A 24,703-nucleotide genomic window follows, 5' to 3' on the forward strand; every position below is an offset into this window, starting at 1 on the left:
CGGCGTGGCCGCTGCTCGGTTCGGCGTTCATGCTGTGGGTCTTCTTCCAGTCGCTGGGCGAACTGTCGGGGGTGTGGACGAGGAGCCTGCGGGGCCAGGCGTCCGGCGGACGGATCCGGTCTGCCCGGGTCCCGTCGAAGCGACGGCCACGGCCTTGGCCACCGCCGGAGTCACTCGACGAGGTCCGGCAGCACCTGCGGCGGCCACTGGCCCGGTGCGAACAGGCCGAGGGCATGGGCGCGGGCCACCAGGGCGGGCCGGTTGGGCGCGTCGAAACGGCGCAGCAGCAGGCCGACGCGGTACTCGACGCCCTGGCGGCTCAGATACAGCCGGGCGGCCAGCTGCACGGTCGACGCACCGACCGCCACGCCCTCCAGCATGCGCGCGTCGAGCGCGCTGAGGGTCAGTTCGCGGGGGCGCGGCACGTCCACCTCGCCCAACGGATGCAACAGGAGGACCAGTCCGGCCGTCCCGGCGGCGCCGGTGACCGCGATGGCCGTCAGGTCGGCGGCGAAGGCACGGCCGCCTGCGTGTCGGCCGGTCACCCGCTCGGTGAACCAGCCCGCGCGGCCCTCGGAGAGCTCGGCGACCCTGTCACGCAGACGCGTGGGCGGGCCCGCCTGCAGCAGGTCGCTCAGCGCGCGCCCGCATATCTGGCCGGGACTCAGGCCGAACCGGGCCGCGAAGTCGGATTCCGCCGCGGTGATGGTCATGTCGTGGGTACTCGCGTGAGCCGTGTAGGTGCGGCGGCGGTTCGCGCCGGCGCCCGCTGTGACACCGGCGGTGGATGAGGCGGTGAGACTTTTGGTCACCACGGTAATACCGTTTTCCCTTTGCACGTGGAGGTTCGCGAAGCACCGCACCGAATCCGGCGGTCGGCCTCGCGACAATGGTGTGTGCCTCCACGTTCCCGCGACCTTCCGCCGATCGGGGCGATATCGCAACAGGTCGGCACCTTGGAGGCTAAGGCCGGACAACCCGCCTGACAAGGCAACACTTTCCGGCCATTTTCCGAGTGCTTGAACCGCCGTGTGATTTCGATCATGCGTCCTTCCGGCGCCGGAAGGCCCCGAAAGTCGAAGCGGAGGAAATCCACGGCAAATGAGGGTCAAAATCTCTCGTACGTGACCCCGTCGCCTCTTGCCAATCCTCGCCGGGATGTGAACGCCCTCCGTGGACCCCCTCGGGAGCGGGGGCGCTCGAAAGGCTCAAAAGACGCCAGGAGCCGCCGAGGGGCCAGTGCGAACGGCACGCTTCGGCCGAGGGCTGAAGAACCGCGGGCAGAGCGGAGCCGGGGCCGGGCGGCAGGGGCCATGCGGACACGCCCCCGCCAGAGGTTCCGCCTCTGCGGCCGTGTTCTCGCAGAGCGGCCTCGGGGAACATCGGTACAGCGGTCATCGGTGACAACGCTCATGGTCGGGGCGGGAGTTCGCTGACCCGGCTCTCGTACTCGCGGCGGGCCCCGACCAGCGCAGCCACGTCTCCTTGAGGACGTCCTCGGCGTCGGCCGCCGAGCCCGGCATCTCGTAGGCCACCGTGAACAGCAGATTGCGATGGGCAATGAAGCTGTCCGTGGCCTCGGTCGCGGCCGCGGTCGCCCCCGCATGGATACCGGCATCCCTGTCCACCATCGCCAGTTCCCGGTTTCTGCCTCGCTGCGTGTGGTGCGTGTGGTGCGTGTCGCGCGCACGGGACGCCGCCGGCCTTGGTTCCGTGACAGCCGCACCCCGTGACCCACATCACCTCCGCCCCGTGTCACAGGAACGCGGCGACCGGCGCCTCATGGGCATCAGCCACGCGATCCCATGAGTGAGGAAGCCCCGATGGAAACCCGTATGAACCTGTTCGACACCGAGCTCGGCACGAAGGTCGGCAAGCGGATCTACGCCGTCAGCCAGGTCATCCAGGCGTCGCCGCTGCCCAAGTCCACCCAGGAGTTGGTGCAGCTGCGAGCCAGCCAGATCAACGGCTGCGGCTTCTGCGTCGACATCCACGGCAAGGACGCCGCCGCGGCCGGCGAGGACGCGGCCCGGCTCAACCTCGTCGCCGCCTGGCGGCATTCCACCGTGTTCACCGACGCCGAGCGAGCCGCGCTGGCCCTCACCGAGGAAGGCACCCGCATCACCGACGGACACGCAGGGGTCACTGACGAGACCTGGGCCCGGGTGCGCAAGCACTACGACGAGGAGCAGGCCATCGCTCTCGTCTCCCTCGTCGCCATGATCAACGCGACCAACCGGCTCGGCGTGATCCTCAACAGCCAGGGTGGATCCTACGCACCCGGCAACCTGACCACCGTCACCGGTTGACGCACCGAGACCGGCCCCGATCGAAGGATCGGGGCCGGTCTCGGTCGTGCGGGAGCGGTCGGCAGCCAGGTGGGGGCAGGTCCGGATGCAGGTCGCGAGTCATCGAGCCCCTCCATCACCGTGCGCGCTCCGGGGGTTCGTCGTGGTCCCGGTCTCGGGTGGTGCGGCCTCGCGCCGATGGTCGGCGGCTCCTTACGCTCCCTCTGCGGCGGAATAGAGCCGGAAGTCGACGACGACGCAACCAACCTGTCCGTCATCGGTGCGGCCGATCCAGACGGGGTAGGTCCCGTCGCCCTGGCCGGCGCGGAAGGCGATGAGGTTCGGCTCGGGCTCCGGGCCGGGCAGTTCGACGCTGAAGTGGCTGTCGAGGGGGATGAACAGGTCCTCGTCCAGCTGGTCTTCGGCCACCGTCCGAGTCGCATCCATGAAAGCCGCTGTGCCGGTATCCACGCCGACCCCGTGGAACTGGCCGTCGCCGAGCAGCCCGAGGTCCTCGTCGGGGCCGAGGGCCATGTCCCACTCGCGGGGCGGGACGTCCAGGAACGTCACCCTGGCCGCGGCGACGTTGACCCCGTACGCCGTGCGCAAGAGCGACAGCGTGACCGGGAACTCGCCCTGTGGCACGGCGACGGTCCGTGGGTCGCTGATCCAGCCGGGGTCCGAGACCACCAGCTGCCCTGACGTGATCCGCAGCAGACCGGCGTCGACGGGTTCGACGACGGCCGGCCCGTCCGCGGTGTCGCTCGCGCCCGGACTGAACAGTCGCTCGATTCCGGTGGGGCGCAGCGGTCCCGGCCCTTCGTCCACCGACACGTCGTTCAGGACTACGGTCGTGGCGGGCTCATGGCCCTGCTGGGCGAGGAACGGCGCGAACACCTGCCAGTCGCCGAATTCCGGTACGGGGCAGAGGAAGCTGTCGACGGGCGCCGCGAACCGCCGCACGGGGACGTTCGACGCGCCGGATGTCCGATCGTGCGGGGACTCCGTCGCCGCTCCCCGCGGCTCGGCGAACTCGGACCTCACCTCGACCTGCCCGTCGGCCGAGACAGTCGTGGTCTCCTGAACGTCCCACTTCCCGGACGAGTATTCCCGCTCACCGGAGAACTGCCATCGGGTGTTTCGCTGAGCCAGCAACATCCCCGTGCCCTGTGGCTTGAGGTCGATCATCTGCGTGCGCCAGGACCTGTCGTCGAACAGATACACACGCCACATCCGGCGCGGCCAGTATTCGACCAGTGCCAGCGGTTGCTCCCGCGCGGACAGCAGAACCGCGTAACCCATCCCGGCGGCGTGCTTGCGTGCCGCGAGCGCGCGCGACATCGGGTCCGGATGGGTCGGTCCCCGATGGGAACCCCACATCTCGCCGTACGACACATCAAGACTGTCGAAGATCACCGCCGCACCCCTCCCCCGTGGCACCAGCCACCCTCGAACAGTGACGTTCGACGGGTGACCCCTGCCGCAACGCCCTGCTCTTCCGAAGCATCGTTGTCCCGCAGTCTGCCACTGCGGTGTGACACGGGGGCCAGGGTGTCCGTCCCAGGCGCCATTCTCGTACGCTCAAGGCCAGTTGAGGGCGTCCAGGCGCTCCGGGGGACGCGCGATAGGTTGACGGATCATGAACCCAAGCGCACACGTCGTCATGGACCTCCGCGACAAGGCCCACGCCACCAAGAGGATCGGAATCCTGCTGTTCGCCGTGGCCGGGCTGGCATGGATCTGGTTCGCGATCCTGCTGCTGTTCCCGTACACCGCCGGCGAGCACGACCGGGACTGCAGGGCCCGCATCGCCACCGAGCGGCTGCACAACGAATCGTCCGTCTGCGTCACGTCCCGCGACTGGCCGAAGCTCCTCGGCGTCCTCGCCTTGTCCCTCCCCTTCGCCGTGGCGGGGTCCACGTTCTACGCGACCGGCGCGGCCACCGCCCGGATAGCCGGGACCATGCCGATCCGGCCCCCGGTCCCGACGCTCTGAGGGCTGCCGGGCGGATCCCGTTCGTGGACGGGAGCGACCTGTCGCCGCCGGGCGGGGACTCCGCAGACGGGCGTCGCCCGGTCGTATGCCGATGCCGAGAGGCCGCGCTCGGGCTGAGCACGGCCTCTCGGATGGTGAGGTGGCGCCTACCAGTAGGTGCGTGTGATCTCGTCGGGAAGTCGTCCCTGCCGCTCCCTCTCCTGGAAGATCACCGATGCCGTGATCAGGAAGGCGCGGCGGATCACCGGATCCGGGTCGGGGTTTTCCACGTTCCCGACGTTCCGGTCCAGGAGCATGGCTCCGAGGAGAGTTCCCTCCGGCGTGCAGGGGCGGGCGACCGATTCCCCCACGTCGATCAGGATGCTCCCGGAAGCCCCTTCCGCGGTCTCCCAGGCGTAGACGGATCCGGCCTCGGAAGAAAGGGTCTTCCTGCAGGTCAGTGATGCTGTCACGAAGGCTTCCATCCGTTCGCTCGCGCCAGGGATCCGATCATCTGAAGCCTATCCCGTCCGCCGCGGGCGCGTGTTCGTCCCAGGTGCGGCCGGCGTCCAGGGTCGCCTGGTGGGCGCGGCGGTAGTTCTGGTCGCCGTGCTGACGCATCCAGCTCGACTCGTACAGTTCGTGTGCGAGCAGATCGAAGTCGCTGGGATGCGGGTTTCCGTTCTGAAGGCGTTCCCAGGCCCTGGCGATCCGCGGATTGGCGTCGAATCGCAGCATTCCCGCGTCGAGCTGATGCTTTTCGACGAACAGGTGGTTGTAGATCTGGTTGATGTCGGCAGCGGAATAGCCGCGGGATGCCGCGCTCTGCGCCACCCGGTCGAGCTGGGCGTCGGCGCGGATCGCGTTGTAGGCGTGGTCCGCCCACTCCACTTCGAAGTCCATCTCGCCGCGCGGCCGTCGGAAGGCCGAACCGCCGGACTGCAGCTCCCGCTCCGTGGCCACCGCGGCCCGCCGCCATCCGGTCAGTCCGCCGACCCCGGTGACGACCAGCTGCTGGACGAGTTCGTCGGCGGTCTCCGCGTACAGATCGGCGAGCGCGTCGCAGCCCTGCTGCCGGAGCATGTACTCGGCGCGGTAGAGCCGGTAGGCGGGCCGGACGGGAAGGTACTTGTCGAGGAAACCGCCCGCGCCGCCGTTCTCGCCGGTGAACGCGTCCTTCAGGTCCCCGAGGAACACGAAGGGCGACTTGGCGACGTCGACGAAGGCGTCGCCGAAGATGCCGAGCACCTCGCCGACGCTGCCGACCCGGTCGTCGTCCGGGTCGCCGGGGGTCAGTCCGCTGGGGTCGGTGAGCGCGCTGGGCACGTTGTCGGCGTAGGCGTACGCGGAGACGTACGGCGTCGACAGGTCCCGGGCGGCCGGGTCGGACCGCGTGAAGCGGCCGGTGCCGGTGTCGTACTGACGGGCGTGCAGGTCGAGGTTGCCGGTGGTGGTCTCGTACCGGGCGCCGGTGTACGACGGGGTGCTCGCGGGCGCGCCGGCGGCGGTGGTGTTCAGGACGCGGGTGCCGAACGAGTCGTAGGCCCAGCGCTGGTGGAGGGTCCCGGTGCCGCCGACGACGTCGACCGGGGAGCCCTGGGTGTCGTGGTGGTAGTAGAAGAGCTCGCCGGTGCCGGTCTTGGTGGCGGTGGGCTGGCCGAGCGGGTCGTAGCGGTAGGACTGCTTGACCGCCCAGGCGCTGTCGTACTCCGTGGCCAGGATCGGCAGCGGCGCGTTGGGGTCCCACTGGGTGCGGCTGGTGACCGCGCCGTCCTTGAGGGTGGCGACCTGGTTCCCGCTCGCGTCGTGGTCGTAGGTGTAGGAGGCGCCCCCGACGGTGGCGGCGTTGATCTGTCCGGCCAGGTCGTAGGTGTACGTGTCGGCGCCGGCCTTGGTCCGGTTGCCCTCGGCGTCGTGCTCGTAGGCGGTCGTCGTGGTGCCGGTGGTGGCCGAGGTGAGCTGGTCGGCCGCGTCGTAGGCGTAACTGGTCGAGGTGGTGCCGAGGGTGGAGGTCAGCCGGTTGCCGACCTTGTCGTAGGTGTAGGACGTGGTGCGGCCGGCGGCGCAGCCGGTGACCCAGGGCTGTGGCGCGCAGCCGGAGGTGAGCCGGCCGGCCGCGTCGTAGGTGAGGTCGTAGCCGCCGGTGCCGACGCCGGCCCGGGTGACGTCGACTCGTGTGGGCAGACCCGCCGCGGACAGCGTCAGCGCCGTCTTGGTGACGGTGGCGCCCGCCTTGGCGGCGGTCACCGCGGTGACCCGGCCCGCCCGGTCGTAGGTGCGTTCCTCGGTCTCCGTGTTGGGCAGGGCCGAGGCGACCAGGTTGCCCGCGGGGTCCCAGGTGTACGTGGTGGTCTTGCCGTCGGCCGCCATCGTCGCGTTCCGGCCGTCGGCGTCGTAGGTGTACGTGATCGTGTTGCCGTCGGCGTACTTGCGGGTGAGGATCCGCCCGGCGGCGTCATAGGTGTAGGCGAAGCCGCGCGTCTTGGTCGGATGGCCGACCGCGTCGTAGACGAAGTCCTCGGAGATGGTGGAGTTCACCCGGGCGGTCAGCTGCCCGGCGGCGTCGTAGCCGAAGGTCGCGTCGGGGGTGGCGTCCGAGTAGTCGACCTTGGTGAGCAGACCGCGCGGGTCGTAGGTGTACCCGGTGGTGCCGCGGGGTGTGGTCTTGCCGGTGACATGGCCCTCCGCGTCGTACGCGTAGGTCGTCTTCCGGTCCAGCGGGTCGGTGACCGAGGTGAGGCGGTGCACCGCGTCGTAGCCGTACGCGGTGACGCGGCCGCCCGCGTCGGTGCGCCCGGTGAGGTTGCCGAGCTTGTCGTACCCGTAGGCGGTGACGGCGCCGCCGGGGGCGGTGACCTTCGTCAACTGGTCCCGGTCGTCGTAGCCGTAGGTGGTGGTGCGCCCGTCGGCGTCCTTGCGCTCGACGACCTTGCCGACGGGGTCGTAGGCGGTGCTGGTCACCCCGCCGAGCGGATCGGTGACCTTGGTGGGGTTGCCCGCGGGGTCGTAGCCGTACGTCGTCGTGTACGGGACGGGGTCGGCGCCGGTGGCGTTGCCGCGCGGATCGACCGCGGTGGCCTGGCGGCCGTCGCCGTCGTAGGTCCAGCTCGACTTGTGGCCGAGCGGGGAGACGCGGTCGAGGAGATTACCGTCGGCGTCGTAGGCGTAGGTCGTGGTCTTGCCCAGCTGGTCGGTGCTGCTGCCGAGCCGGTTGTTCTTGTCGTAGACGGCGGTGGTCGTCTTGCCCGCGGCGTCGGTGGTCTTGGTGACGTTGTCGTTGGCGTCGTAGGTGTAGCCGGTGGTGTGGCCCAGCGGGTCGGTGACCACGAGCGGCCGGTTGACCGCGTCGTAGGTCGTCTTCGTCACCGCGCCGGTGGGACCGGTGGTCTCGGTGAGGTTGCCGGCCGCGTCGTACACGTAGGACGTGGTGAAGGCGGCCGGGTCGGCGCCGGAGACGTTCCCGCGTGCCGAGACGCTGCTGAGCAGCCGGCCCACCTTGTCGTACGCGTACGTGGTCCGGCCGCCGGCCGCGTCGGTCTCGGAGGCGAGCCGTCCGCTCGCGTCGTAGGTGCGGGTGAGGGACTTGCCCGCCTGGTCGGTGGTCCGGGTCAGGTTCCCCGCGTCGTCGTAGCCGAGCGTGGCGGTGTCGCCCGCGGGGTTGCGCACGGACGTCAGCTGCTCGGCGCCGTTGTAGGCGTAGGTCGTCGTACGGCCCAGGGCGTCCTTGGCCGAGCCGAGCAGACCGCGACCGTCGTAGGTGTACGTCGTGGTGTACGCGGCCGGGTCGGCGCCGGAGACGTTTCCGCGCGGGTCCGTCCTGGTCAGGACACGGCCCGCCGCGTCGTATGTGAACGTCGTCTTCTCGCCCAGCGGCGTGGTGACCGACGTCCGGTTGCCCGCGGCGTCGTACCCGTACGTGGTGACCTTGCCGCGCGGGCTCGTCACGGTCTCCAGCGAGCCGAACGCGGTGTACGTGTAGGCGGTCTTGCCGCCGGCCGGGTCCGTCGCCGATGTCAGCCGGTTCGCCGTGTACGCGTACGTCGTCTTGTTGCCGCGGCCGTCGGTGTGACTGGTGAGGTTGCCCCCGGTGTCGTAGCCCCAGCCCTCCTGGTAGCCGAGCGCGGCCGGCGCGCTGCGGGTGAGCATCCGCCCGGCGGTGTCGTACGTCATCGCCGTGGTGTTGCCCCGCTGGTCGGTGAGGGCGACGGGGCGCAGCTGACGGTCGTAGTCGTAGGTGACGCTCTTGCCGTACGGGTCGATCGTCTCCATCAGGACGTTGCTCGCGTAGACGTCGGTCCACACGCCGCCGTCGGGCGCGACCGTGTGGGACTCGCTCTTGCCGTCCCAGGTGAACGTGGTGGTCTTGCCGTTCTGGTCGGTCTGGGACGTGATGCGGCCCGCGCCGTCGTAGACGTTCCTGACGGTGCCGCCCGCCGGGTCGGTGTACGACGACAGCCGCTTGTTCGTGTCGTAGGCGTACGTGGACGTCCGGCCGGCCGGGTCGGTGACCGAGGTCAGCAGACCGCCGGTGTAGCCGTACGCGACCGAGGTGCCGTCCGGCAGGCTCACCGTGGCGAGCAGACCGTCGGCGCCCAGGGTGAAGGAGGTGGTGCGGCCGGCGGCGTCCTTGACGGAGGCGAGCTTGCCCGCCGCGTACGTCAGGCTCAGGCCCTTGCCCGCCGCGCCCGCCACCGAGGTCGGCAGGCCGGTGCTGTCGAAGGTCCGCACCGTGTGGTCCGGGGTGGTGACCGTGTACGTGCTCGTGCCCTTGACCAGCTTGGCCGTCGTGCCCGCCGGCGCGGTGTACGTGCCGTCGCTCGCCTGCGTGAAGACGAACGACGCCCCGTCGCCGGTCCGGTACGTCGCCTTGCCCGTCGCGAGGGTCAGCCGCGTGTCGAACGGCGTCGTCCAGCCGCGCCCGAGCAGACCCGTGGTGGTCGAGTCGGACCGGTAGGTGCGCTCCAGGGCCAGCGGAATCCCGGGACCCGTCAGCGAGGCGTCGGTGAGCCGCTCGTAGAACATGCCGGTCGCCGTGTTGACCGGGTCGGCGCGGTGGGCCTGGGCGTAACAGGTGCAGATGCCCGCCGCCGCGCCGGGGATACCCGGCGTGTAGAAGGCCTGCACGAGCCCCGAGGTGGTGCCGCCCGGACTCGAACCGTCGGCGTTGTTCAGGAAGACCCAGGCGTAGTACTTCTTGCCGTCCTGCAGGATGCCGCCCAGTTCACCGCCGGCCCACCAGAAACACTGGTCGGTGGGGTAGGAGTTGGCCGCCCACCAGTCGTAGCACCAGGCGCCGGTGTCCGGGGTGTCGCCGCTGGGGTCGTCGGTGGACTTCTTGATCTCCTGCTGGACGACGGGGACGCCCGCCTCGTCCAGGACGTACAGCCACAGTCCGGTGTACGACGAGCCCCGCAGCGGCAGCTTCACCTGCCCGCCGATCGACAGCATGCCGGGGTAAGCGGTCGCCCAGGCCGACACCGACACCGGATTCCCGGGCGCGGCGGCGAGGCGCTGCGCGGCCGCGCCCGGCTGGGCGGCGGGACCGCGCTCGACGCGCTCCGTCTTCGGCCGGCCGTGAGGGGTGGCCGTGGCCTCGCGCTCCGGCGCGTTCATATAGCCGCGCATGGGCGACTGTTCGTGCCGGTCCTTCGCGACCTGTTTCCGGCGCTCGGTCAGCGTCATCGCCTTGGGCGGATCGGGCAGGTCCTCGGCCGTACGGGCCTTGGCCTGGACGACGCTCGCCGCGGCACCGCCCGGCCGGTCCGGGGGAACCGCCCAGGACGGGGTGGCGGCCGCTATCGCCAGAAGGAGGAAGGCCAGAAAGGCCATACCGAGTCTTCGAGCCTGTGTGCGCATGGTGAATCACCTGTGAGGCAGCAGTGGGCAGGGACTCGGTGATGCTGATCCACAAAGCCTCCGCCGTAACGCGTGGGACGAAATGAGGCTGGATTGTGGTGGTGGGGCCGAAGTGAGGGGAGGTGAAGTGCCCTGGTCACAGGGACGGGCGCGGAGGGGCGCGTGCCGAGGTTGGCGTGGACGCGACGATGCGGGGGCGTCAGCGCAGGTGAACGGGCCCTTGACGGTGGAGGGCTGAGGAGACGACAGGCCTCGAACGGACGTGGGGCGGACGCAGACACGGGGCCGCCACGGAGGGCGCCGCGAAGCCGGCACGGATTCGGATGCGGGGCGGACTCAGGGCGTGAGGGCTAGGGCCTTTCTTTTGGATCAGGCTGGATCAGGGAGCGGGGTCCGGTGCGGGTGATCGCAAGGCGGAGGAGGGAGACAACGCGGTGGGGGTACCTCCCGTGCCCGAAGGGCTACGGGGGAGTTGGCGACTGACGACAACGCGGCGTGGGGGTACCTCCCGTGCCCGAAGGGCTACGGGGGAGCGCGTGCCGGGGCACGCGAGCCCAGCAAGATCCAAAAGAAAGGCCCTACGTCCAAGGCAGCGGCCCGTCTCCGCCTCGGGCCCGATCTCCGTACGTCGAGCGACGGCATACGGTGCTGACCGACTCCGAATCGTCCGCTTGAGGAGAGAGAAGCATGAGCACCGCTGCACCGGTCACGCTGGTCACGGGCGGCAACAGGGGGATCGGCCGGGAGACCGCGCGCCGGCTTGCCGGACTCGGCCACACCGTCCTGCTGTCCGCCCGCCGCCCGGAGAACGCCGAACGGGCCGTCGCCGATCTGGCCCCCGGAGTCCGGGGCGCGCTGGTGCCCTGCCGGCTGGACGTGACCGACGCCGACGACGTCCGTGCCCTCACCCATCGCGTGGAGGAGGAGTTCGGGCGCCTCGACGTCCTCGTCAACAACGCGGCCGTCAACTACGACACGTCCCGGCGAGCCGTCTCCGTCGACCTCGACGAGGTCCGCCGGACCCTGGAGACCAACCTCTTCGGGGCCTGGCGGGCGACGCAGGCGTTTCTGCCGCTGCTGCGCCGGTCGCCCCACCCGCGTGTGGTGATGGTCTCCAGCGAGTCCGGTTCTCTGGAGACCATGTCCGGCGGCACCCCTGCCTACGGGGTCTCGAAGGCCGCTCTCAACGCCCTGACCCGCAAGCTCGCCGACGAGCTGCGCGCCGAGCGGATCCTGGTCAACGCCGTCTGTCCGGGATGGACCGCCACCGACATGGGCGGCCCGGGCGGCGCCCCCGTCGACCAGGGCGCCGCCGGCGTCGTCTGGGCGGCCACCCTGCCCGACTCCGGCCCCACCGGCGGCTTCTTCCGGGAGGGCGAACCCCTGGCCTGGTGAGGAAGTTCCAGTGGTGTCGGCCGCTTCCCTCCACCCACCGAATCCGGAAGGGGCCCGGCTGATGCCGGGCCCCTCATCGAGGGTCCTGGGATGTCGGACGTGACGCTTCACGCGGCCTTGACCAGGGTGGACGGGTCGTTGCTCGACGCGTGCCGGGTGATCGCCGCGGGCACGCTCGCGGTCTCCCGCTCCTCGTGGCGCGGCCACAGGACGAGGGCTCCGGCGGCTCCCCCCGCGGCGAGCATCGCCAGGACGCTCCAGGTGAGGGAGAAGCCGGCGATCGTGCCGAGCCAGCCCGCGATCGGGTAGGTGACGAGCCAGGCCAGGTGCGACAGGGAGAACTGGGCCGCGAACACCTCGGGGATCGCGCCGCGTTCGACGGAGGCCCGCAGGACCTTGCCGGTCGGGGTGATGACCAGGGCCATGCCGACGCCGGTCACCGCCCAGATGACCGCCGTACCGGTCCAGGTGCCGAGGCCGGTCGCGATGACGGTCACCGCGGCGGTGGTCGCGGCCACGAGGACGGCGGCGCCCGTGATCATGACGGTGCGGGCGGCGACGCGGTCGAGGACACGCGGGAGGACGAGGGCGGCCACGAGCGTGCCGGTGCCGGAGGCGGCGAGCATCCAGGCGACGTCCGATTGCGAGCCGCCGAGCTCGTCGCGTACGTAGTTGACCGTGTTCACGACGACGATCGAACCGGCGGCCGCGACGGTCAGGTTCAGCGCCATGATGCCGCGCAGCCGCGGGGTGGTGAGGAAGGTCCTGACACCTGCCGCCGCCTTGTCCCAGGCCTTCGCGTGGGTGCTCGGGCGGGCGTCGGGGACACGGGTCGACAGGACGAGCACGGCGGAGACGAGGAATCCGGCGGACGTGCCGAGGAACAGGCGGTCGAAGCTCATGAACGTCAGGGCGACGGCGGCCAGCACCGGGCTGAGCAGGCTCTCCATGGTGGACGCGACCTGGGAGGCGGACAGCGCACGTGTGTAGGCGGACTCGTCGGTGACGATGTCGGGGATGACGGCCTGGAACGTCGGGGTGAACGCCGCGGAGCCGGCCTGGAGCAGCCCGATCAGGACGTAGACGTGCCAGACCTCGCTGACCAGCGGCAGCGCGAGGACGACCGCGCCGCGGATCACGTCGAGGGCGACGAGGAGGGCTCTTCTGGGGAGCCGGTCGATGTACGCGGCGGCCAGCGGGGCGATGATCACGTACATGACCATCTTGATGGTCAGGGCGGTGCCGAGGACCGTGCCGGCGCGAGGGCCCGCGAGGTCGTAGGCGAGGAGGCCGAGGGCCACGGTGGTCAGCCCGGTGCCGAAGAGGGCGATGACCTGGGCGCCGAACAGATGGCGGTAGTCGCGGATGGCGAAGAGTCGCATGACGGGTTCCTTCCGGGTTCATGCGACGGGGCGCGGCCGAGAGGTGGCGGCCGTGCCCCGCGGGTACAGGCAAGGGCGGCTTCGCTGGGCACTGGCGTCACTCCCCGACGTGAGAAACGGAGGGATGGGTGCAGGCGCCGGCGAGAGGGTTCGTACGACAGCTGCCCCGCCGACATCGGCGCTCGGGACGAGCGTGGTCGTTCATGGCACCTCCTTGATGAATGCGTGCGGCTCTCCCGGGGGTTCTCGCTCCCCGCGATCACCGCAACCATATACCCCCGGGGGGTATTCCTGCGAGAGTTTCCGAGGGCCTGCGTCGGCTCGGCGGCGCACGGTTGGCGGATCGGAGCCCGCGCGTTCAGCGGGCATGGCGACAGCGGTTGGCACTCCGTCATCGACTCCGACCGGCCGCATGTCGGCAAGGCGTTGCGGGAGTGGCTCTCGCCCGAAAACTTCGACGCGGACGGCGTACAGAAGCGGTCCCTGTCCGCCGTCCGCGCTTCCGGCGCGTAGTCGGGAGGTGCACAGCGACCACCTATCGGCCGTCACTGCGCGAGGTAGCCACCGTCCACGGGGAGCACGGCGCCGGTGATGAAGGACGCTTCGTCGGAGGCGAGGAAGAGGACGGCGGCGGCCACCTCCGCCGGGGCGCCGAGGCGCCGCATGGGGTGGAGCCGCTCGATGTCGGCGAGGTACGCGGGCCCGCCGGGCTCGTCGCGCAGGCGGGCGACGCGCTCGGTGGTGATGGTACCGGGGGCGACCGCGTTGACCCGGATGCCGCGGTCGGCCCACTCCACGGCGAGGTGCTTGGTGAGTCCGGAGGCGACGAACTTGGCGGGCCCGTAAACCGCTTGGCCGCGCTGTCCGGCGACGCCCGAGATCGACGACACGCACACGATGGCGCCACCATCACCACCCGCGCCCCTCTCCCCCGGGGCCATCGCCTCGATCGCGTACTTGCAGGTGAGGAACATCCCCCGGCCGTCGACGGCCATCACGCGGTCCCAGTCCTCGGCGCCGGCCTCGGTGATCTCCGACAGCGGGATCACCCCCGCGTTGGCCACCAGGACGTCCAGCCGGCCGTGCCGCTCGACGGCGGCGGCGATCATCCGCCGGGCGTCCTCGTCCCGCGACACGTCGCCGACCACGGTGGTGACGGCCCGCGGCAGCTGTTCCGCCAACCGCCGCAGACCGTCCTCGTCCAGGTCGGTGGCCACCACCATCGCGCCCTCGCGGGCGAAGAGTTCGGCAACGGCGCGGCCGATCCCGTTGGCCGCGCCGGTGACCACACAGGCCTTCCCGGCCAGCCGCCCGCCCACTCCGGCCCCACTGGTCTCCGTCATGACATCGGACTGTAACGGCGTCATGCCGCACGGTAAACCACGCGGACACGGCGACAGCACCACGGGTGGCCGGCCTCCAGCAGACCGTCATCGGACCGGTGACGCTGTCGCATCCGCAAGGATCCGGGTGATGCGGCGTCACCAAGGAGGGGTGTACGGCACCGTCTCGTCCGGTCGGTCCGCGTCCGGGACCGCGTCCGGGACCGGTGTGCGGCGCCGGATGAACCAGGTGACCGCCCACAGGACCACGCCGATCAGCAGGAGGGCCCCGGCGATGCGGTACTGGTCGGCGGGGCGTCCCGAGGACCAGGGCAGGACCAGGTAGAGACACGTGAGGGCGCCCACCGCGGGCAGCACCCGGCCCGCCCTGAAGTGGTGGGTATCGACCGTGTCCCGGCGCAGCACCAGCACCGAGAGGTTGACGACCGCGAACACGGTGAGCAGGAGCAGTGACGTCGTCCCGCCCAGCAAGGCGACGACCGGGCTGTCGGGTCGCAGCGAGACGAAGGTGATGAGGCCGAAGGCGATGACGGTGGTGAACAGGATCGCCACCTGCGGAGTGCGCCGTACGGCATGCACCCTGGCCAGGGAGGGCGGCAGCACGCCTTGTCTGCTCATGCCGTACAGCAGACGGCTGGCCATCATCATGTTGATGAGCGCGGAGTTGGCCACCGCGAACATGGAGATGAACGGCAGCAGGTCGGCGATGGGGAAGTCGGGCGCCGCCGTCCGCACCACCGTGGCCAACGGGGTCTCGCTGGAGGCGAGCCGGCCGACGGGGACCACGGCGACCGCGCAGACGGACACCAGGACGTAGATCAGTCCGGTGATGCCCAGACCCGTGAACATCACCCGGGGGAAGACGCGCGTCGGGTTCCTCGTCTCCTCCGCCATGTTGACCGAGTCCTCGAAGCCGACCATCGCGAAGAACGCCAGCGATGTCGCGGTGCTCACCGCCAGGAAGACGCCCTTCTCGGGGCCGCTCTCGAAGGCGACGACACGGGAGAAGTCCGCGTTCCCGCCCGCGATGAAATAGCCGCTGATCAGGATGACGAGCAGGAGACCGGACAGTTCCACCGCGGTCAGCAGCACATTGGCCTTGAGGCTCTCCGCGGCACCGCGGAGGTTGGCGAGCAGCACCAGGCACATGAAGCCGAGGGCGATCAGCAGGACGAGAAGGTTCCCCGCGTCGATCCCGAAGCCCGTCACCAGATTCGCCGCGAAGGCCCGCGAGGCCGCGGACGCCGACGTGATGCCGGAACACATCACGGCGAAGCCCACCAGGAAGGTCAGGAAGTGTTTCCCGAACGCCTTGTGCACGTACAGGGCGGCACCGGCGGCCTGGGGGTACTTGGTGACCAGTTCCAGGTACGAGGAGGCCGTGACGAGCGCGACGGCGAACGCGATGACGAACGGCAGCCACGCCGCGCCCCCGACCTCCCCCGCGACCTGCCCGGTCAACGCGTAGATGCCGGTCCCGAGGATGTCACCGACGATGAACAGCAGCAGACCCGGACCCATCACGCGCTTCAGCTCGGGCCGGCCGTCGGAACCCTGTACGGCGGAACTCGTCGCGTCCGTTCGGGACATGGCGCTCCTTGTCGAGGCGGCGGTCGTGGACTGCCGTGCGCGCGGACATGGTCACCCGACTCGTCTACCCCGATTCGGGCGACGCCGACCCCGGCCCGGAGCACCTGTCACATCGCGAGCGGGAACGCCAGGAAGAGCGCGAGGGTGACAGCCACGCACATGAAGACCACGTAGCGCACCGGCAACGCGGGCGCGTCGCTCTCCGGCCGCCGGTCCCCGGCCGCGAACGCCTCCCGGAGCCGCTTTCCGGAGGGGAGCGCGCCGATGGTGAACCCGACCCAGACGAAGGAGTACATGACCATCATCTGCCGGGCGTCCCACGGCACGATTCCCAGCCTGCCCATACCGGTCATGACAAGCAGGAACGCGAAGGAGAGGACGGCGGTCCTGGCGACCGGGCCGCGGGTGCGCGCGCAGCGCTGCACACCGAGGCAGAGGACGGCCGTGGCGAAGGCGGCCATGGCCACCAGCCAGCCGACGGGGAGTCGCGCGAGCATGCCGGTTCCTTTCCCGGCCGGGCCAGGAGAGAGCCGGCGCGGCTCTCTCCTGGCCCCGACGAGATGCGTCAGGGCGTTGTCGCCTGCCCTGTCAGCCGAAGATCGAGGACAGGGTCGACGTGACCGGGGAGATCAGGTCGTGACCGAACTGCGTGATCTTCGTGGCCACGGGAGCGACCACCTTTCCGCCCACCTTGCCCAGGGAGCCGATCCACTGAGACTGCCCGAAGGTGATGAGTCCGAGCGCGGTACCGCCGGCGGAGGCCCAGAACTCGCTGCTGTTCCAGCCGTAGGCGAAACCGTTGAGGATCGTGCTGACCCCGGAGACCGCGGCGGAGGCGATACCCAGGCCGAGGGCCAGGGGCTCCAGGACGATGGCGGCGGGCGGGAAGATCAGTCCGGCGATGCCCGCGAGCGCGCTCGCGTAGCCCAGGCCGGTGCTGACCCAACTCGTGGCGTTGGCCCACCACTTCAGGTCCTTGTACCAAGGAACGTCACTGCCGTCGACGCTGTCGTTGTCAGGAGTGTCGACCGGAGACTTGCCCGCGTCCTTCGCGGCCTGCGCGGCCTCGGCCGCCCGCTTGGCCGCCGCGGCGATCTCCTGCTGCCGCTTGACCGCCGCGATCTGGTGGGCCTGGCTCGCGGCCGCGGCCGCCGTCCGCGCGTCCTGGCCGGCCTGCACGGCCGACGCGCGGGCGGAAGCGGCCGACGACTGGGCGGCGTTGGCGGACGCCGACGCGCTGCGCGCGGCGGAGAAGGCACGGTTGGCGGAGTAGTTCGCCGAGCGCGCGGCCGTACGGGCCGTGGCCGCCGCCTGCTTCGCCTTGTCGGCGGACGCCTGCGCGTCCCTGGCCGACTGGTCGGCCGCGTCGGCGTTCGCCTTCGCCTGATTCGCGGAGTTCGCCGCCTGCGTGGCCCACTCCTTGGCCTTGTTCGCCCACTCGATGGCCTCGGCGGCCGCGTTACGGGCCGTGGCCGCCGCCTGCTGAGCGCGGGCGGCGTCCTCCTGGGCCTTGTGCGCGATCTTCGCGGCCGCGGCTATCGCGCCCTGCATGCCGGCGATGTGGCTGGCCGAGTCGAAGTCGAGCTGCGCCGTCCAGTGCTGGACCGAGCCGACGAAGTTCCGGCGCATCCAGGCCGGCCCCTCCAGCGCGGTCTGGGCGTGGGCCTTGGTGTAGGGGCCCGACGTGGCCGAGGCGAGGAGCGCGGCGGTGGCGACGGTGTCGTCCTCCCGCTGCGCCTCCTCGCCCGTGACGGTGAGGAACTCGTACAGCGCCTCCGTGGTCCCGGCGTCCAGGGCGGCGTTGGCGGCCTTGATGACCGCCTTGCCCGGGTTGGCGGCGAGGGCTCGGGCGACCGCCACGCGGGCTTCCGTCGAGGCGGCCTGGACGAGCCCGGTGTCCAGGAACGTGCCCACGGCGTCCTGGTCGGCGCTCTCCAGGGCCCTGGCCGCGGCGAAGCCGATGTCCGGCGGCAGGGTCTGGGCCAGGTAGAGGCTGGTCTCCCGGTCGTCCTGCCGCTGGGCGAGCTGACGGTCGGTGTCGATCCAGACGTGGACGTCGGATTCCACGCCGGACAGGGCGAACCGCGCGGCCTCCTGCGACCAGGTGCCGTGGGTCGCGCTCATCACGGCGACGGCGGCCTTGCGGCCCAGCCCGGCGGCGAGCGCGGAGTCGCCGGCTTGGAGCGCCGTCTCCGCCTGGGCGATGAGATCCTTGGTGGCCTGTGCGGTCCGCTCGGCCTGGGTGCGCTTCTCGACATACGCGGCCCGCTCGTCCTGCTCGAGCCGGGCGAGCAGCCGGACCTCCTCGACCGCCCGCTGGGTGTCCTCGTCGAGGCGCTGCCACTCCGCCTCGCGGGCGGCCTTCTCCACCTCGACGGCCTTGCCGACCGCCGTGGTCGCGACGTTCGCGGCGGTGGTGGCCGCGTTGGCGAACTCGGTGGACTTCTTGGCGTACTCCACGGCCTGACCGGCGTACTTCGCGGCCCATTCGGCCGCCGTGGCGGCGTTGTCGGCGTGGTCCGCGGCGCTGTTGGCCGCGTCGCGCGCGGTACGGGCCGCCGCCGCGGCCGAGTTGGCGAGGGCCTGGGCGGTGCCGGCGGCGTTGGTGGCGATCGTGGCGTTGGTGCCGGCGATCTGGGCCTGGCGCCTGGCCTCGGCGGCCGCGGCCTGGGCCGCGCCGGCGGAACTGGCGGCGGCGGCCGAGGCGTTCGCCGCGGCTGCCGCGTTACGCGCCGCGGACGCGGCGGAGGCGCCGGCGGACGCGGCCCGGGCGGAGGCGGTCGCGGCGCTGTCGGCGGCCGAGGCCGCGCTGCGGGCCTGGGCCGCGGCGTTGCGGGCGGCCACGGCGGCGTCCTTGGCGGCCTGCGCCTGGCCGGCGTCCTTCGAGGCGGCGATGGCCGCGTTGTAGGCCCGGGCGGCGGCGGAGCCCGCGTTGGCGGCGGCCTGGCTCGCGGCGGTGGACGCGTTGGCCGCACGGCGCGAGGCCTGGATGGCGGCGTGGGAGGCGGTGGTGGCGACCCGTGCCGCGTCGGCGGCGCCCGAGGCGGCCTCGCCGGCCTTGCGGGCCGCCTTGCCGGACTTGATCACGTCCTGCTGCGCGGCCTGGGCCTCCGCGGCGGCCTTCTCGGCCGCATCCTTGGCCTTGGCGGCGGCCTCGACGGCCCGGGCCGAGGCTTCCTCGGCCTGCGAGGTCATCGCCTCGGCCTTCTTGCCCTCGCGCTGGACGACCGCGACCAGTTCCTGGATCTGCATGGTCTCCTGGTCGCGGGCCCGCGCGATGTGCTGGCCGGTCTCCAGGAACCACTCGATGTCCCGGGCGGAACCGGACAGCGCCCGGTCCGCGTACTTCCGCACCTCCGGACCCGCCTGGAAGGAGAGCTTGGAGACCTCGACCTGCATGTCCTCCAGACGGGCCGTGTACTGGCCGTCCAGGAGGAACGTCTCCAGCGCCGTCTGCGAGCCGTCGTTCAGTGCGGTGTTGCCGACGCGGTTGACCGCCTTGCCGCCCACGGCCATCACCGTGGCCGTGGCGACCCGCAAGTCCTCCTGGATGGCGGCCTTGAACCCGCCGGCGAGATAGGCGGCGATAGCGGAGTCGCCCCCGTCGATCGCGGCGGTGGCCTCGCGCCGGCTCCCCTTGCCGCCGCCGGCGATGGAGCTCGCGATCGCGACGCGGTTGTCCTCGGCGGTCTCCGAAGCCAGCTTGGTGGCCAGGAAGTTCTGGATGTCCGCGTCGGTGCCGGTCAGCGCTTCCTCGGCGGCGGCCCGGACGGCTCTGCCGCCCAGCAGCCAGGCCTTGACGACTTTGGCCCGGTCGGTGTCGGGAAGACCGAACGGGTCGCCGTCCTCGCCGCCCGGCGGCGGAACGGCGGCCAGGGCGGCCACGGGGTTGAGCACGAGACTCGATGCGGTGACGGCAACAGCGGTGGCGGCGACAGCGCCGAGAACCCGGCGCCGGCTCCAATAGATGGTGTCCAAAACAGCCCTTCGCTATCGGCGCCTGACGGCGCGCGCTTCCTTCACCGAGACATGGGTGTTCCCCGGCGAGTTCCGAGAGCGTTGCTCCGCGAGCCTAAGCAGCGGGCAGCTGCTTGAACACCCGTCAGAATGTCCGGAGGGCATGGACCGGCCATCACGACCGCCCAGCCAAAGCGCGCATTCCGTGCACACGCGGCAGTTCGAAGACGGCCTTTGTGCATGAATCCAGGAGGACGTGCCCCCATTCCCTCACGCGCGAAGTGGCGTACATCACTTGTCACTTGATCTGGAGGGCTTTCTTCCACTCTTTCGAAAGCGTCAATCTTTCTCGGCGGCGGTTGAATTTCCTCCGACGATCACTACGATCCCGGTCAAGACGGGGACATTTCAGGGGAGCTGACGCAGCGTCGGATCGCGCGGCACCCCCCCCCATCGGCCTGCCCCCTCGCTCACGCGTCGACCGCAGTTCCGGCCCATGGCCGGAATCAATGAACGGGACATCGATGACGGCACACCACGCAATGCCGCGGACCGCCGGCACCGCACCGCGCGCAGGTGCCCCGGCCCGGCTCGCTGTCGACGGAGCCCCTGGCGGGTCCGCCCGGGTGGACGCCTCCGCGAGGACGGCGGCCGCCGAGAAGGTGCCGGGATATGCGATCGAGGACTGCGGCCACCCGAAGACCGAAGAGATCCCCGCAAAGCGGGACATCACCCTGAAGCGGTGCGACGGCCGCATTCCGACGGCGGACCGTGCCGGCACCCCGGACCTGAGGGAGATCCGGTCCCGTACGCCGGACGGCGAAAGCGCCGACCCCCGGAGTCATGACGTCACGCTCATGGAGATCCGACCCGGCACATAGCGCCGGCGGCTCCCGCGCCACACCTCCGTATGACGCCATTCCCGTGAATCCGCCCGGCCAAAGCAGCCGGGTCGGGCCGTGGCGCATGCGGATATTCCCGCAATTCCGCGCTCTGTTGTCGAAGGAAGGCACATGTCCGTTCCCCGTCCGCGCGTCGCGCGGATCCCCGGCCTGCTGGCCGCCATCGCCGCGATATCGGCGGGGCTCGCCGTTCCGGCGACTCCCGCCGCGGCCGTGACCGGCCCCGAGGCCACCGCCGGACAGCTCCCGGCCGTCGTGAAGCTCCGGCTCGGCGACGAGGCCGACGCGCGCGCCTGCACCGGCACCCTCGTCGACCCCGTCTGGGTCCTCACCGCCGCGAGCTGTTTCGCGGCCACTCCCGGTACACCGGTTCCGGCGGGCAAACCGGCGTTGAAGGCCACGGCGGTACTCCGCGACGGCACCACGGTCGACATCGCCGAGATCGCCCCGCGCGACGACCGCGACGCGGCCCTGGTCCGGCTCACCACCCCCGTCACCACCCTCACGCCCGCGTCCCCGGCCACCGGTCTGCCGGCCCCGGGCACGGAGCTGACCGCGGCCGGGTTCGGCCGCACGAAGACGGAGTGGGTACCGGACAAGCTCCACACCGGCACCTTCACCGTGGACTCGAGCACGTCCACCAGCCTCGCCCTCACGGGCAAGGGCACGGACGCGCTCTGCAAGGGCGACACCGGGGGTCCGCTGCTGAACGCCGACGGCCGGATCGTCGGCGTCAACTCCCGCTCCTGGCAGGGCGGCTGCCTCGGCACACCCACGACCGAGACCCGTACGGGCGCCGTCTCCGCCCGTACCGACGACCTCGCCTCCTGGATCCAGCAGACCGTGACCGCCGACTGGCAGGTGCCCCTGGTCAACGCCAACAGCGGCAAGTGCCTGGAGATCGACAGCTCCCTGCTGACCAACGGCACCCGGGCCCAGCAGTGGACCTGCTACGAGATGCCCACCATGCGGTGGAACCTGCGCTGGGCCGGAAACGGCTGGGTGGTTCGCAACGCCAACAGCGGCAAGTGCCTGGAGATCGACAACTCGTTGCTGACCGACGGCGCCGGCGCGCAGCAGTGGACCTGCTACGACATCCCCACCCAGCGCTGGGACCTCGTCAAGGCCGGCTGGGGCTACTGGCTCAAGAACCGCAACAGCGGCAAGTGCCTGGAGATCGACAACTCGTTGCTGACCAACGGTGCCCGCGCCCAGCAGTGGACCTGCCACGACATGCCCACCCAGGAGTGGACCTTCTCGTACTGACCGAGGCCGTGCACCGGCCTGGCCGACAGCGGAGCGCACAGGCCGACGGCCTGTGCGCCGGTTCCTCGGCTCCACCGCGCATACGCACCCCTCCGGATGACCTCACCCCGCGCGGCCGCCTCACCCCGCGGCCATGGCCGGCGCCTCCCGGTTGCGGTGCAGGGCGTCGCGCAGGCGGGCCGCCTGGGCGACCAGGCGGGAGCGGCCGGGACGGGCCGCGGTGGCGTCGAGTCCGGCGGGCGGCTCCGCCACGGCCCTGGACTGCTCGGCGCACTCGGCGGCGGTCTCCAGCAACTCCCCCGCGCCGCGCGGATCCGCCGAGCCGGCGAGCAGGGTGGGCAGGACGCCTGCGAGGACGGCCCAGGTGGTGGCGTAGGCACCCGTCGCGGCCGCGGTGCGCAGCGCGTCGGCGAGCCGGCTGGGCTTGAGCGTGTCCAGATCGAGCAGTTCGGTGAGGTCGGCTCCCAGGCGTACGGGGTCCAGCTCGCCGCGGCCCGCGAGGGTGAGCAGCGCGTCGACCGCCCGGAGCCGGTCCCCGGCGTGCCGGGCCCCGAGGCCGGTGGCGACCGCGAGGTGGAGGGCGGGTCCGGCGGTTCCGGCGGGGCCCGCGGCGGCGAGTCCGGGCAGGATGCCGGTGCCGCCGCGCTCGTCGTCGGCGGCGCAGGAGGTGACGGCCGGCAGGGACCAGGCGGCCAGGGTGTCCCGGTCCTCGGGCAGCAGTGCGATCAGCGTCTCGGGGTCCCCTCCGTCCCAGCAGCGGTCGGCCGTCTTCCGCGCCTGCCCGAGCGCGCGGAACGCGGCGGGGAACTCCGTCACGACCACGGGCCGCTCGCCGGTCTCCAGAACGTGGCGACCGGCGAGGGAGGAATCGCGGGTGACGGTCGCGGGCCGGCCGGCCCCGTCGAGCCAGGCCGCCAGCCGCAGACCCTCGGGCGTGCCCAGGGCGGTCGCGTCCGGCGCGGCGGACGCGTCGCGGCGTACCCGGAGCAGGGCCTGCGCGAAGTCCACCGGGCCGGGCGCGGCACCCAGCCGGGCGTACTCGGCGAGCCGGGCGACCAGGACGTGCGGGTCCAGGGCGCCGTTGCTCCGTGTGGGAGTGGCGAGCAGAAAGGGCAGCGGGCCGGTCGTGATGCGCTGGGCGGCCTCGGCCAGGCGGGCGTGGCGGGCCTCGGAGGCGTCGCTGTGGTGACAGTCGCTGCGCCAGCCGGCCAGTGCCTCCGGCTCCGGCCCGGAAGGCCGGGCGTCCAGGACGGCGGCGGCGACGTGCTCCAGGCCGGGCAGTTCGCTCGTGTAGTAGCGACGGTGTACCGGGTCGAGCCAGTAACGGTCGGCCAGGGCCGGCCGCAAGGCCGCGGCCAGGGCGGCGCGGTCCCGGTGGGCGCGGCGGACGAGTCCGTCGAAGGCCCGCTCGAACGCCTCGACGGACTCGGCAGGAGACTTGACGACGGCCACGACGAGCTCCACGGTCTCGTCGATGGACTCGGGGGACGGGGCGAGCGGCGTGGGCAGCGAGGGCGGCGGAAGGATCTCCTGGTACGGGCAGGTGTCCTCCTCGGGGGCGGCGTCCGCGCCGAACAGAGCCACGGCCTCCGCACGGTGGACGGGGCTGAGCAGATGGGCGCGGTCGGCGAGTCCGGCGCGCGCGGCCTCGTCCTCGCCGAGGTGCGCGGCGGCCAGTTTCAGGGCCCGCTCCTGGACGTCCGTGTCCGGGTGGCCGAAGGCTTCACCGAGCACCGGGAGCAGTGCGGACGCGGCGGCCGGTTCGCGGGCGAGTACCTTGCGGAGCAGCACCAACTGGGCCCGTACGAGCTTCTTCTCCGGGCGGAAGAACACCGCGGCGGACATCTCCGCCAGCCGTGCGGGAGCGACCTGCCCGGCCGCGGCGAGGCGGGCCAGTACCTCCTGCGCGTGTCCGGCGACGGGGGACGGCGCGTCGGCGGTGAGCGCGATCCAGTCGGCGGTCCGCTTCTGTTCCTCCTCCGCGGTCGGGTGCAGGGCTTCCAGGACGGACCGGTACGGCTTCAGCTGGAGCAGTGTGCCGCCGCGCAGCAGGCGGGCGACGCAGGCGTCGAGAAGTACGTCGCGGTCGAGCCGGCCCTCGGCGGCGAGGCGGGCCAGCGCGCCGGGCCAGTGGTGGTGCGCGGCCGGATCGTTGTACCGGGTGAGGGAGGTGACCGGTTCCGGCGTCTCGAACAGACGGGGCGCGAACGCGGCGAGGTGCGGATCGCGGCGCAACGCGTCGGTGAGCGTGCCCTTTTCGGACCACACGGCCGTCGCCCAGCCTTCGACGCAGCCGTCGCTGGTGGGCATGGGGCAGCCGGCCCGCCGGACGAGCTCGGCGATGAGCGGGTAGTCCTCCTCGGCGGTGGAGGGGCGGGCCGCGAGCCGGTGGGCGAGGTCGCCGAGCCACTGGGGGTCGCGGTCCGCGAGCACCTCGACGAGCTCACGGCCGGGGGTGCGCCGCGAGCGGCGCATGTCGCGGCCGCCTATCCAGGAGGCCGCGGCGGCGGCACCGGTCTGGCAGGCGGCGCCGGCGACGAGCAGGGCGGGGCTCACCAGCGTGCGTTCCCGCCAGCGGTCCCAGCGGGAGGCCCGTAGTTCGGCACGCAGTTCCTTCAGCCCGGCCAGCAGCTCACGGCGCTGCGCGCGGTCCAGCGGCGCCAGCAGCACGGGCAGCCGGCCGGTGTCTCCGGCGCGCACGGCGGTGAGGATCTCGGAAGGGTCGAGCGGGCTGGTCATCGTGCGTCTC

At 71.7% G+C, this 24,703-nt stretch carries 14 protein-coding genes and 1 pseudogene; 4 read left to right on the forward strand and 11 right to left on the reverse strand.

All coding sequences use genetic code 11. From position 1 onward, the window contains the following. Positions 1-170: 170 nt before the first annotated feature. Together ABZ693_RS23145 and ABZ693_RS23150 are read right to left on the reverse strand one after the other, a co-directional pair. Complete coding sequence (locus ABZ693_RS23145; protein ID WP_359880364.1) at positions 171-713, reverse strand: LuxR C-terminal-related transcriptional regulator; 543 nt, start codon at positions 711-713, stop codon at positions 171-173. Between the two features lie 747 nt (positions 714-1,460). Further along, positions 1,461-1,631 (reverse strand): annotated as a pseudogene (locus ABZ693_RS23150) (sigma factor); the annotation flags it as partial. Positions 1,632-1,823: 192 nt separating this feature from the next. On the opposite strand from ABZ693_RS23150, the gene ABZ693_RS23155 reads away from it, so the two are divergent. Continuing rightward, entirely contained in the window at positions 1,824-2,309 is a 486-nt protein-coding gene (locus tag ABZ693_RS23155; RefSeq protein ID WP_359880367.1) for a carboxymuconolactone decarboxylase family protein, read from the forward strand. Between the two features lie 192 nt (positions 2,310-2,501). Here the strand turns inward: ABZ693_RS23155 and ABZ693_RS23160 are convergent, their stop codons facing one another. Further along, complete coding sequence (locus ABZ693_RS23160) at positions 2,502-3,704, reverse strand: DUF4241 domain-containing protein (RefSeq protein WP_359880370.1); 1,203 nt, start codon at positions 3,702-3,704, stop codon at positions 2,502-2,504. A 223-nt stretch (positions 3,705-3,927) separates the two neighbouring features. Here ABZ693_RS23160 and ABZ693_RS23165 point away from each other — a divergent pair, with 223 nt between their 5' ends. Continuing rightward, the gene (locus tag ABZ693_RS23165) at positions 3,928-4,284 is read left to right on the forward strand and encodes a hypothetical protein (protein WP_359880373.1); all 357 of its coding nucleotides are present in this window, start codon (positions 3,928-3,930) and stop codon (positions 4,282-4,284) included. A 146-nt stretch (positions 4,285-4,430) separates the two neighbouring features. Here the strand turns inward: ABZ693_RS23165 and ABZ693_RS23170 are convergent, their stop codons facing one another. Beyond that, a complete protein-coding gene (locus tag ABZ693_RS23170; RefSeq protein ID WP_359880376.1) occupies positions 4,431-4,748 on the reverse strand; it encodes a hypothetical protein in 318 nt (105 codons plus the stop codon). A gap of 25 nt (positions 4,749-4,773) precedes the next feature. After that, complete coding sequence (locus ABZ693_RS23175; protein WP_359880494.1) at positions 4,774-9,945, reverse strand: DUF6531 domain-containing protein; 5,172 nt, start codon at positions 9,943-9,945, stop codon at positions 4,774-4,776. 861 nt (positions 9,946-10,806) lie between these two features. Between ABZ693_RS23175 and ABZ693_RS23180 the strand changes: the two genes are divergently transcribed. Continuing rightward, positions 10,807-11,514, forward strand: coding sequence for an SDR family oxidoreductase (locus tag ABZ693_RS23180; protein WP_359880379.1), 708 nt, complete (start codon positions 10,807-10,809; stop codon positions 11,512-11,514). 107 nt (positions 11,515-11,621) lie between these two features. Here ABZ693_RS23180 and ABZ693_RS23185 read toward each other — a convergent pair whose 3' ends face one another. The 5 genes from ABZ693_RS23185 to ABZ693_RS23205 all read right to left on the reverse strand — a co-directional run bounded on the left by ABZ693_RS23185 (position 11,622) and on the right by ABZ693_RS23205 (position 19,807). Then, positions 11,622-12,896: an MFS transporter gene (locus ABZ693_RS23185; protein ID WP_359880382.1), complete on the reverse strand. Its 1,275-nt coding sequence runs from the start codon at positions 12,894-12,896 to the stop codon at positions 11,622-11,624. 545 nt (positions 12,897-13,441) lie between these two features. After that, a complete protein-coding gene (locus ABZ693_RS23190; protein WP_359880385.1) occupies positions 13,442-14,239 on the reverse strand; it encodes an SDR family NAD(P)-dependent oxidoreductase in 798 nt (265 codons plus the stop codon). 138 nt (positions 14,240-14,377) lie between these two features. Further along, positions 14,378-15,829, reverse strand: coding sequence for an APC family permease (locus tag ABZ693_RS23195; RefSeq protein WP_359880387.1), 1,452 nt, complete (start codon positions 15,827-15,829; stop codon positions 14,378-14,380). Between the two features lie 107 nt (positions 15,830-15,936). Next, the gene (locus tag ABZ693_RS23200; RefSeq protein ID WP_359880390.1) at positions 15,937-16,326 is read right to left on the reverse strand and encodes a hypothetical protein; all 390 of its coding nucleotides are present in this window, start codon (positions 16,324-16,326) and stop codon (positions 15,937-15,939) included. 91 nt (positions 16,327-16,417) lie between these two features. After that, the gene (locus tag ABZ693_RS23205) at positions 16,418-19,807 is read right to left on the reverse strand and encodes an ALF repeat-containing protein (protein ID WP_359880392.1); all 3,390 of its coding nucleotides are present in this window, start codon (positions 19,805-19,807) and stop codon (positions 16,418-16,420) included. Between the two features lie 992 nt (positions 19,808-20,799). Here ABZ693_RS23205 and ABZ693_RS23210 point away from each other — a divergent pair. Further along, the gene (locus tag ABZ693_RS23210; RefSeq protein ID WP_359880394.1) at positions 20,800-21,954 is read left to right on the forward strand and encodes an RICIN domain-containing protein; all 1,155 of its coding nucleotides are present in this window, start codon (positions 20,800-20,802) and stop codon (positions 21,952-21,954) included. Between the two features lie 120 nt (positions 21,955-22,074). Here the strand turns inward: ABZ693_RS23210 and ABZ693_RS23215 are convergent, their stop codons facing one another. Next, a complete protein-coding gene (locus tag ABZ693_RS23215; RefSeq protein ID WP_359880397.1) occupies positions 22,075-24,693 on the reverse strand; it encodes a DUF7824 domain-containing protein in 2,619 nt (872 codons plus the stop codon). Positions 24,694-24,703: the final 10 nt, after the last annotated feature.

Origin of the sequence: Streptomyces laurentii (assembly GCF_040635425.1) — a bacterium.
GTDB lineage: Bacteria > Actinomycetota > Actinomycetes > Streptomycetales > Streptomycetaceae > Streptomyces > Streptomyces laurentii.